Origin of the sequence: Thermotalea metallivorans (assembly GCF_001562415.1) — a bacterium.
In the GTDB taxonomy this organism is placed as follows: domain Bacteria; phylum Bacillota; class Clostridia; order Peptostreptococcales; family Thermotaleaceae; genus Thermotalea; species Thermotalea metallivorans.
In genome coordinates, this window is sequence record NZ_LOEE01000006.1 from 45982 (window position 1) to 55107 (window position 9126).

Annotated in this window: 16 protein-coding genes; 14 read left to right on the top strand and 2 right to left on the bottom strand. The window is 37.4% G+C overall.

Annotated elements, in window-relative coordinates; genetic code table 11:
* Position 1: 1 nt before the first annotated feature.
* From AN619_RS01330 to AN619_RS01390, 14 genes are all read left to right on the top strand, one after another.
* Entirely contained in the window at positions 2-388 is a 387-nt protein-coding gene (locus tag AN619_RS01330; RefSeq protein ID WP_083524921.1) for a DUF2577 domain-containing protein, read from the top strand.
* Positions 385-786, top strand: a complete 402-nt coding sequence (locus tag AN619_RS01335) for a DUF2634 domain-containing protein (protein WP_068554333.1) — start codon at positions 385-387, stop codon at positions 784-786. Before AN619_RS01330 ends, AN619_RS01335 begins: the two co-directional genes overlap by 4 nt.
* Positions 786-1862, top strand: a complete 1077-nt coding sequence (locus AN619_RS01340) for a baseplate J/gp47 family protein (RefSeq protein WP_068554335.1) — start codon at positions 786-788, stop codon at positions 1860-1862. The genes AN619_RS01335 and AN619_RS01340 overlap by 1 nt, the downstream gene beginning before the upstream one ends.
* Positions 1859-2392 (top strand): putative phage tail protein, encoded by a 534-nt coding sequence (locus AN619_RS01345; RefSeq protein WP_068554337.1) that lies wholly within the window; start codon positions 1859-1861, stop codon positions 2390-2392. The genes AN619_RS01340 and AN619_RS01345 overlap by 4 nt, the downstream gene beginning before the upstream one ends.
* Positions 2392-4128: an outer membrane protein assembly factor BamB family protein gene (locus tag AN619_RS01350; protein ID WP_068554339.1), complete on the top strand. Its 1737-nt coding sequence runs from the start codon at positions 2392-2394 to the stop codon at positions 4126-4128. The genes AN619_RS01345 and AN619_RS01350 overlap by 1 nt, the downstream gene beginning before the upstream one ends.
* Before the next feature lie 13 nt (positions 4129-4141).
* Complete coding sequence (locus tag AN619_RS01355) at positions 4142-4468, top strand: hypothetical protein (RefSeq protein WP_068554340.1); 327 nt, start codon at positions 4142-4144, stop codon at positions 4466-4468.
* Position 4469: 1 nt separating this feature from the next.
* Entirely contained in the window at positions 4470-4607 is a 138-nt protein-coding gene (locus tag AN619_RS16100) for a hypothetical protein (protein WP_198153206.1), read from the top strand.
* 77 nt (positions 4608-4684) lie between these two features.
* Positions 4685-5680 carry a site-specific tyrosine recombinase/integron integrase gene (xerA, locus tag AN619_RS01360; protein WP_068554341.1) on the top strand — a complete coding sequence of 332 codons (996 nt, stop codon included), beginning with the start codon at positions 4685-4687 and terminating at the stop codon, positions 5678-5680.
* A gap of 43 nt (positions 5681-5723) precedes the next feature.
* The gene (locus AN619_RS01365; protein WP_068554342.1) at positions 5724-6233 is read left to right on the top strand and encodes a phage holin family protein; all 510 of its coding nucleotides are present in this window, start codon (positions 5724-5726) and stop codon (positions 6231-6233) included.
* The gene (locus tag AN619_RS01370) at positions 6220-6906 is read left to right on the top strand and encodes an S-layer homology domain-containing protein (RefSeq protein ID WP_068554343.1); all 687 of its coding nucleotides are present in this window, start codon (positions 6220-6222) and stop codon (positions 6904-6906) included. The genes AN619_RS01365 and AN619_RS01370 overlap by 14 nt, the downstream gene beginning before the upstream one ends.
* On the top strand, positions 6906-7223 hold the full coding sequence (locus AN619_RS01375; protein WP_068554345.1) for a phage holin, LLH family: 318 nt from the start codon (positions 6906-6908) through the stop codon (positions 7221-7223). Before AN619_RS01370 ends, AN619_RS01375 begins: the two co-directional genes overlap by 1 nt.
* 234 nt (positions 7224-7457) lie before the next feature.
* Entirely contained in the window at positions 7458-7724 is a 267-nt protein-coding gene (locus tag AN619_RS01380) for a DUF3467 domain-containing protein (RefSeq protein ID WP_068554347.1), read from the top strand.
* A gap of 10 nt (positions 7725-7734) precedes the next feature.
* On the top strand, positions 7735-8079 hold the full coding sequence (locus AN619_RS01385) for a hypothetical protein (protein WP_068554349.1): 345 nt from the start codon (positions 7735-7737) through the stop codon (positions 8077-8079).
* Complete coding sequence (locus tag AN619_RS01390) at positions 8057-8299, top strand: DUF2283 domain-containing protein (RefSeq protein ID WP_068554352.1); 243 nt, start codon at positions 8057-8059, stop codon at positions 8297-8299. The genes AN619_RS01385 and AN619_RS01390 overlap by 23 nt, the downstream gene beginning before the upstream one ends.
* Positions 8300-8388: 89 nt before the next feature.
* On the opposite strand, the gene AN619_RS01395 is transcribed toward AN619_RS01390, so the two are convergent.
* Positions 8389-8607 (bottom strand): helix-turn-helix domain-containing protein, encoded by a 219-nt coding sequence (locus tag AN619_RS01395; protein WP_068554353.1) that lies wholly within the window; start codon positions 8605-8607, stop codon positions 8389-8391.
* Between the two features lie 4 nt (positions 8608-8611).
* On the bottom strand, positions 8612-8764 hold the full coding sequence (locus AN619_RS15800) for a hypothetical protein (RefSeq protein ID WP_157064865.1): 153 nt from the start codon (positions 8762-8764) through the stop codon (positions 8612-8614).
* Positions 8765-9126: the final 362 nt, after the last annotated feature.

Consider the following 9126-nt stretch of genomic DNA (forward strand, 5'->3'; position numbering starts at 1 on the left):
TATGTTAAAGTTACTTAAAAAGGCAGGGATACAAGCTGTAGAACAAACGGCTCCTGTTGCTATTTTCTTAGGTATAGTTAAGTCAGTGAATCCACTAGTAATTAATGTTGAACAAAGACTAGATATTCCCGCCGAGTTTCTGTTCCTGACAGATCAGGTACGGGATTATAAGACTAAGGTAAGCTTTGATAACCCAGACATAAAGAATATCGTAAAGCCCTATGATATGCAGGATATACCGGGGACTAATTATAAAATAACATTTCAGGATGCAGCCATCAATGAAATAACTATCTATAACGGGTTAAAGGTTGGTGAACAGGTGGTGCTTCTTCGCGTTCAAGGCGGACAGAAGTTTATTGTGCTAAATAGGGTGGTGAAGGCATGATCCCGAAAATAAACTATGATGCTGACAGCGATTTTGAAATTATCAAACAACCTACCCATACCTATCAACTAAATTTTGAAAAAGGCAGGGTGGCAGGGTATACAGATGGTATTGAAGCTATGAAGCAGGCCATACACAAGATACTTTTTACAGAAAGATATCAACATGAAATATATAGCTGGAACTATGGTATAGAGCTAGAGGATTTATTTGGAAAGCCTAAATCCTTTGTATATCCTGAGTTAAAAAGAAGAATCACAGAGGCCTTGCTTCAGGATGATAGGATTATCAGGGTAGACGGTTTTTCTTTCACGTCACACAAAGGAAGTGTTGTTGTGAGTTTTACTGTCCATACAATCTTTGGAGATGTAGAAGCATCTAGGGAGGTGAGCATATAGTGTTTGAAGACATGACATTTGAATATATATTGCAAAGAATGCTCTCTAGAGTTCCAAATAATATAGACAAAAGAGAAGGAAGTATGATCTATGATGCCCTTGCCCCTGCGGCTGCAGAATTGGCACAAATGTACGTAGATTTATATTTCTTAGAAGATAGGATCTATGCAGATACCGCTACAGGGGAGGATTTGACACGGAGAGCGGCCGAGAGAGGAATTAACAGAAAATCAGCCACAAAGGCTATTAGAAAAGGAATATTTATAGGAAATAATGATGTATCTTTTAATGTTCCAATAGGCAGTAGATTTAGTGGAGACGATTTAAATTATATGGTTATCGAGAAAATTACAGATGGGGAATTTAAGTTAGAATGTGAAACTGCTGGGGAGGTAGGAAATAGCTATATTGGCCAATTGCTTCCGATAGAATATATCAGCGGATTAGTATCGGCAACATTAGCGGATATTCTCATTCCTGGAGAAGATGAAGAATCAGATGAAAGTTTGAGAAAAAGATATTTTGATAACCTGGATAGTCAAGCCTTTGGTGGTAATATAGCCGACTACAAGCAAAAGGTAAATAGTCTGAATGGAGTTGGTGGAGTAAAGGTATTTCCTGTGTGGAATGGTGGAGGAACTGTGAAGTTAGTGATCATTGATAGTACCTATAACAAGCCTTCCCAAGTCCTCATCGATGAAGTGCAGACTGCAGTGGATCCAGTGGAAAATCAAGGAGAAGGATACGGATTCGCTCCCATTGGCCACGTTGTAACAGTTGAAGGTGCGACGGAAATAATCATAGATATTGAATCAAATATAACCTTTCAGAGTGGGTATGTATGGGCAGACGTGAAGCTTGGAGTGGAGAACGTGATCAATGAATATTTTGCAGAACTAAAGCAAGAATGGGCAGATGTAGAAAACATAGTCGTGAGAATCAGTCAACTGGAAACCCGTATCTTGAATGTGCCAGGTGTGATGGATATCCAGAATACTAAAATCAATGGAGTAGCTCAAAATCTAGTGCTGAATAATGTAGAGATACCCATCTTGGGTGAGGTGACAGCGATATGAAACCGGTAGAAGCGTATTGGCCTCTGATTCTGCAAGAGATACGAGAGATGAAGGAAATTGCAAAGGCTGAAAATTCAGAATTGGAAGCAGTATGGCAAACAGTAGAAGATCTGATAGATGATCAATTTATTGAAACAGCTACAGAACGTGGGATAGCAAGACGAGAAAAAATACTAAAAATCACTCCATTTGCCGATGATACACTGGAAACTAGACGTTTCAGAATTCAAGCACGCTGGAATGATAAACTTCCCTATACTTATAGAACATTACAAAGTAAATTAGATCAGCTTTGCGGAGAAGATGGTTATGAGATGACTTTAGGTGCCTATAGCCTGGGAATAAAGATTGAGCTCACGAAAAAGAGAATGTTCGATGAGGTAGAGAAGTTGGTCAAGCAAATGGCTCCTACTAACCTAGTGCTATCTGTAGAACTTCGATATAATCAACACAGTAGAGTAGGGCAGCTTACCCATGGTCAATTGCAGATGTACACCCACAAAAATATAAGAAATGAGGTGATTGTATAATGGCCGAACTTACACAGAATTATAATTTGAAAAAGCCAGGGCAAGACGATTTTTATAACATTGAAGATGATAATAGTAATATGGACAAGATAGACGAAGCTTTGACACCAGAGGCAGATCCTGCCCAAGTACCGACTGGTAATGGCCCAGGAAAGCTTGTGCAGTGGGTATCTTGGTTCGCAAACCGGATAAAAGCTATAACCGGCAAACCAAACTGGTGGGATGCGCCAACGAAATCTTTGCAAGAATTAGCCGATGAACAAGCGTCGCATTTGGCTGATAATGTGAAACATAGCAATTATGCAGTAGCGACAGGAAGTGCCAATACTTATGCCGTAACACTTACCCCAGCTCCAACTGCATATACAGAAGGCATGTGTGTTGTTGTAAAAATAAATATTGATAATACTGGGGCAAGTACAATCAATGTAAATGGTCTAGGTGCAAAAAGTATCAAAAAGCCTAATGGCAATGACGTAACATCTGGAGGCTTAAAAGCTGGAAGTATTTACACCTTGAGGTATAATGGCACAAATTTTATATTACAGGGTGAAGGGGCGAGTGGTAATGCGACTGCGTCAGACCTTCTCTCTGGTAAAACTGCAACTACTGACGCAGGAGAAATTGTTGGTACAATGCCAAATAGAGGGACTGTAAATATTACTCCAGGCACAACAAATCAAACCATTCCGCAAGGATACCATAGTGGGTCTGGAGTGGTGTACGGGTCTGCCAATTTGACTGCAAGCAATATAAAGCAAGGAGTAAATATATTTGGTGTAACTGGAATGTTGGAGCCTTTGGTTGGCAACAACATTCCAGCAAGCAGAATAAGTGCTTCAGAAATAATTCTTGACCTAATTGTGGGAGCGTCTGGTTCTTATAGCATTCCGATGGGGTTAGATATAGACAATTTAGGCAATAGATATTATTTTATAAAACGTGGGAGTAATTACGATCCTGAATATGTAAAACAAGATAAAGCAAGCAATACTGTTTTTCAAATTAATTCTGGGTATTCTGGCGTTATTAAAGTAATTCCTAATTCTCAAAACGTAATATTGCATATAAATAATAATTTATACAGATACAATGGGACGAGTTATATTTGGAATACAACACCCACAGGAGGCGTCAATGATTTCTGTTTTACAAGTGACAATAATGTGGCAATGGTAACATCTTCTGGGATTCTCCGAAAATTAAATTTATCAAATGGTTCAATTATATGGTCTGCGTCTGAATCGCCTGCATCAGACAAGATTGCTAGTGGTTCATCTGGGGCAATAGCAACAGGAGATGGAGTAGTATCAAGCAATGGAAAAGTTAGACTTTATAATTCTTCTGGAACACGAATATGGGAAGTTTCTCCATTTAATTCAACTTTTGTGAAAAGTGTTTCCATAGACGATAACGATAATGTTTGGGTCTATGATGGTTCAACAGCAAAAAAATTATCTTCTTTAAATGGTAGTGTGGTCGCTACTTTATTCAACATTTTAGCAGGACATTCGTTGTTTTGGATCAATGGGAAATTATATGCTGTTGGAAATTCTGGAGTTGGAATTTACAATGAATCCGGGGTTTTGCTGGCAAAAAAGACACTAAACCTCTCGATAACGCCACCATGTTCGCCCTTTATAAATCATAGAAAAAATATTATTATACCATATTATACGAGTGCAAATTATAATTACTTTTATTATGAATTTATCACCAATGTAACACCACAATAAGGAGGGATTATTTGTGATATTTATTAAAGGGGAAAAAATAAACGAAAATAAAATAAAAATCATATTAGTACATCATATGCCAGAAACATTGACAGAAGAAGAAAAAATAGGAGGATATTTTATAGAAAGTATGCCGGAGCCACCTGCACACGCACCGATTGGACATGTTTATGTTCCATTTTTAAATTTAGAGACAAAAGAAGTGTTCTTTGAATTAGAAAGTAGGCCATTGTCGCAAGAAGATTTAATGAAACAAAAATTAAATGAAATAGAATTACTACAAGAAAGAATAGAATTATTGCAACAAGCATTAGATGATTTACTGTTAGGAGGTATGTAATATGGCGGCATATCTAGCACAGCGAATTATCGACGGGGCTTACACTTACGACTACGTCATATCTAAACGACCAGACCTAAAGGAAGGGATAGACGCATATCTGATTGAAAAAGGTAGAGAAGATTTGATTACACAATAGGATACTATTGCGACGTAAAATAGAAAAAATTTTTTCTTAAATAGATCTCCTTCGAACAAATTAAAAAGGGGGAACATATGAGCAGAGAAGAAGTTGTGGTTAAGGTCCTTGGCAGGATGATGTTAGAGGATCCATCCATTGATCAGCATAAGCTGCGAGCAGTCCTAGAAGAAGTGCTGTACGACTATGATGTTACCCCTGTAGAGAGGGCATTGGCCGTCAGAAACGATATCACGGACAAATTGGTTTTGTACTTGGCGTCAAAGAAAATAGACGGCCTTAGCAATTTGACATTGGAAAACTACAAGAGGCACCTTAGCCGATTCTCATTGTTCATCCAGAAAAATATTGAGGACATAACGGCCATGGATATCCGTATGTACTTGGCGGCATACGGCAAAACTGGCGTCAAGAACACTACTTTATCCACCGAAATATCTATCTTGCGAAGCTTCTTCAATTGGCTTGAGAATGAAGAATATATCAACAAGAGTCCAATGAGGAAAATCAAGCAAATAAAGATCGAAAAACGGCTATGTAAAGCACTCACCATTGAAGAACTTGAACTCATGAGGGAAGCCTGCAAGACTCTAAGACAAAGGGCCATGTTAGAATTCTTTTATAGCACTGGCTGCAGATTAGACGAGGTTGTTAAGCTGAATCGGTATGATATTGACTGGGGCAATATGTCTGTACGGGTAGTGGGAAAGGGCAACAAAGAACGTATCGTATATGTAAGCCCAAAATCAAAGGTCCATATCCAGAAGTATCTATCAAGTAGAAAAGATACTTGCGAAGCACTATTTGTAACCGAGCGACAGCCCATTCAAAGGTTAGGTCGTAGGAGTATAGAGAGGGAAGTGGCCAAAATAGGAAAGATGTCCGGTATTGAAAAGAATGTATACCCACATCTCTTGAGGCATACAACTGCCACGCTAATGCTCAATAATGGTGCTGATCTAGTGACTGTACAAAAGATATTGGGCCACGAGGATCCGTCAACAACGCAAATCTATGCCCAATATTCAGACGAAAACGTACAACATGAATACAGGAAGCATCTTATACAATAACACAGGAGAGTTATGACTCTCCTTTTTGATTGGAGGAATGTCAATGGAGCAATGGCAGCACTATGGTGAAAAGGTTATTTCAGGGGCAAAACCTTTTTTGGGGATAATATTGGCCTGTATCAACTACATATTATTCCCTGATCAAGCGTATCAAACTGCAACCATGGCGGTAGGAATCACCATTCTTTTGGATATCATTACGAAATATATTGCCCTTAGCAAACAGGCTGGCAGCTATCGAAATGCTGTCAAAACAAAGGTAATATGGTCAAAGACATTGTGGGAAGGCACGAAAATTAAACTAATATCTTATTTAGTTGTGGCAATCCTGGCAGGGCTTTCTTACAGGGTTACGATGCTTACTCAGGTTAGTGTGTTCTTGGCCACAGTTGTATATTCTGTAGTATTTCTAAGGGAAGCGCAATCTATACTAGAGAATCTTTGTGATGCTGGAGCGGATCTAAAATGGTTGCTCATATGGACGAAGCGAAAGCAGGAGCAGATCCTGGAGAGTGAGATCCAAAAAGGAAGTGATAAAATTGAGCAGATTTGAGATTGTAACCATTGAGGAATTACTAAAGCGTCTTGAAAAATACAGTTACAGGCAACTGCATATTCATCATACATGGAAACCAGATCATTCAAATTTTAACGGGAAGAATCATATTCAGCTACAGGAAGGAATGTACATTTATCATACAAAAACAAATAAGTGGCAGGATATTGCACAGCACGTTACCCTAATGCCAGATGGGACTTTCGTAACCGGCAGGAATTTTTCTAAGGATCCTGTAAGTATCCAGGGTTGGAATACCGGGGCTTTTGCAGTAGAAATGCTAGGAAACTTCGATATTGGGTGTGATAAACTTGAAGGCAAACAAAAGGAAAGTTTAATTAAATTGGCCAGATATTTTGCAGAACGATTTGGTCCAGAGTCCATCAAATTTCACAATGAAGGTCCTGGAGTGAAAAAAACATGTCCTGGATCCTTGCTAGACAAAAAAGAATTCATGAAGGAGGTATTGGCTATGGGGAAAGTATTTAAAGATGTAGAAGATGGCCGTTGGAGTGCCAAATATATTGAAGCTGCCAAAAATCTGGATCTAATCAGTGGAAATACCGACGGCACGTTTCATCCTACGAGCCCGCTCACACGGGAACAGGCAGCGGTGCTAATGGTAAGATTGTATGAAAAAATAACCGGTAGAAAGGTGGTTGAAGAATAATGGATGGAGATGTTATTGTAAAAATAGGAACGGCAGTGATAGCCCTTATTGGAGCTATTATTACTTATATTGTGATTCCTTATATCAAAAGTAAAACAACTATTGAACAACAGAAAAACGCAGAATTTTGGGTTAAAATAGCTGTAAGTGCAGCAGAACAGATTTACAGGCAGCCCGGGTTGGGAGAAAAGAAAAAACAATATGTCATTAATTTCTTGCAAAAACAAGGAATCAAAATTACTATGGAGCAGTTGGATATACTCATTGAATCTGCAGTTTTGGAATTGAATAAAAATGTAAAATTAGCCGGGGCTTAGGCCCTGGCTTTTTTTGTTTTTGAGAAATGTTTTGTACTATCTTTTAGTGGTATCAAATAAAATATTGATGTTAGTATATATGAAATATAGATAGGCGATGTATAGACAAATATAAGAAATGGCAAGAATGCTCAAATAAAACAAAAAAACGTTCGACAAACCTTGTATTTTGAAAGGAATTTTGATATTGTTAGAGATAAGATGGAGCGTTATTTTTAAAAGGAGGATGTGTTTATGAGTGAAAAGCGTGTTTATGCTAATAGGGTTGATATTAATACATCCGTATATGATGTATTATGTACGTTTTACACTATGTCGCCATTAAGAGATGAAAAAAATATAATAGTTGGAGAAAATGTTGTTGATAAAGCTGAAATATATATGAGCCCACAGCTTGCCAAAGCATTAGCAATGTTATTAACAGAGCAAGTACGTATATACGAAGAAAATTTTGGGGAAATAAAATTTTCACAGATGAATAATAATAGTAGTGAGAAATAGAGGTGGTTAGATGTTTACTACCACAGATCCTCGTGGTTATATAATATCATGCTCTACCGAAAGATTCAATGAGCATATTGTCTCAGGACACGTAATAATGAGAGATAACCTTAATGCAATAAAGAGCACAATTGAGGAACCAGAAGTAATTTATAAAAGTAGTCAATCGCCAATAAGAGATGTTTATTTCTCAAAAGTACCTACATCTTCTTATCCCAAAATGTATACTAAAGTGGTAGTTCAAATTGATGATGGAAATATGACCGGAGAAGTAGTAAGTGCATGGCCACAAAAAGATATTTCTGGAGGGATAGATTCAGGAGGAATAGTGTATGTTAAAAATAAACTACGATAGGAAATTTGATATTTTGTATTTAAGCATTGGAGAACCACGGCCTTCATATGGAGAAGAAGAAACACCAGGGCTAGTTGTTTTGAAAGACATAGAAACTGATGAGATAACTGGCTTTACTATTTTTGATTTTAAAAAAAGAGTAGATACTGATAGTCTTAATGAGCTAAATCTGCCTTGTAAAATTGATTTCAAACAATTGGAATCATTGGAATTAAATTAAATAAATACGGTGCAGAACTCATGCAATAGAGCATGAGTTTTTAGTTTTTACCCACCACCACAAAAAACCTACCGGATATTTGGTAGGTTTTAGCATTTTGGCCTATAATACTTATTTCTGAGATCATGTTGGATTTCCTTCCGAGCTACAACGTCTTGTTTTAGGTAGATACCTTTCTTTACAGCCTCTAGTTTTCCAGTCCGATTCATATCTGAAAGCCTTTGTTTGCTGATTCCAAGATATTCACATACTTCATTGCTATCCATAGTTTCTTCTTGGATCAATTTAATAAGTTCTTCCCTAGTCATAATATCAACCTTTCGACTTTTTGATTCTGTTATTGCTATAAACAATCATGCCGATTCCTAGCATAACTAACCAAAAATTCTTTGCTAGTGCTGCAAGAATAAGAAATACCGTACCTGTGGCAAGGGAAATTTGATGGATTAATAACTGCTTTGACATAACAATCACCATCCTATCTTCTTATTATTTTTAGGAGGTAAGGTTTGGGGGGTTACCCCAACCTCACAACTTCTTTCGGATTTCTAAGACTTTATCTACTATTTGAAGTGCTAAGTAGATAATTCCTAGGATTGCAAGGACGATTTGCAATTTATCCATTTCCCTCACCTCCTAATATTATTATAGCATATCTACGTAAAAAATCAATAGGTTTACAGAAAAAACTAGAAATTATTCTTAGAGTAAAATTATAGTTGGCAAATAAAATAGGCTACCGGTTTAGGGTAGCCTGGAGCACAATCATCCTGTATAATATTAATTATCCCAAAAAACAAATACAGGGTGGTGACTATGCTCAATAA

What these genes read in the sequence shown, in the direction of transcription:
- AN619_RS01390 (WP_068554352.1), top strand. Translation starts at nt 8,057, where the DNA reads ATGTTAAAAATAAACTACGATAGGAAATTTGATATTTTGTATTTAAGC.
- xerA (WP_068554341.1), top strand. Translation starts at nt 4,685, where the DNA reads ATGAGCAGAGAAGAAGTTGTGGTTAAGGTCCTTGGCAGGATGATGTTA.
- AN619_RS01330 (WP_083524921.1), top strand. Translation starts at nt 2, where the DNA reads ATGTTAAAGTTACTTAAAAAGGCAGGGATACAAGCTGTAGAACAAACG.
- AN619_RS01385 (WP_068554349.1), top strand. Translation starts at nt 7,735, where the DNA reads ATGTTTACTACCACAGATCCTCGTGGTTATATAATATCATGCTCTACC.
- AN619_RS01380 (WP_068554347.1), top strand. Translation starts at nt 7,458, where the DNA reads ATGAGTGAAAAGCGTGTTTATGCTAATAGGGTTGATATTAATACATCC.
- AN619_RS01335 (WP_068554333.1), top strand. Translation starts at nt 385, where the DNA reads ATGATCCCGAAAATAAACTATGATGCTGACAGCGATTTTGAAATTATC.
- AN619_RS15800 (WP_157064865.1), bottom strand. Translation starts at nt 8,764, where the DNA reads ATGTCAAAGCAGTTATTAATCCATCAAATTTCCCTTGCCACAGGTACG.
- AN619_RS01365 (WP_068554342.1), top strand. Translation starts at nt 5,724, where the DNA reads ATGGAGCAATGGCAGCACTATGGTGAAAAGGTTATTTCAGGGGCAAAA.
- AN619_RS01375 (WP_068554345.1), top strand. Translation starts at nt 6,906, where the DNA reads ATGGATGGAGATGTTATTGTAAAAATAGGAACGGCAGTGATAGCCCTT.
- AN619_RS01395 (WP_068554353.1), bottom strand. Translation starts at nt 8,607, where the DNA reads ATGACTAGGGAAGAACTTATTAAATTGATCCAAGAAGAAACTATGGAT.
- AN619_RS01350 (WP_068554339.1), top strand. Translation starts at nt 2,392, where the DNA reads ATGGCCGAACTTACACAGAATTATAATTTGAAAAAGCCAGGGCAAGAC.
- AN619_RS01345 (WP_068554337.1), top strand. Translation starts at nt 1,859, where the DNA reads ATGAAACCGGTAGAAGCGTATTGGCCTCTGATTCTGCAAGAGATACGA.
- AN619_RS16100 (WP_198153206.1), top strand. Translation starts at nt 4,470, where the DNA reads ATGGCGGCATATCTAGCACAGCGAATTATCGACGGGGCTTACACTTAC.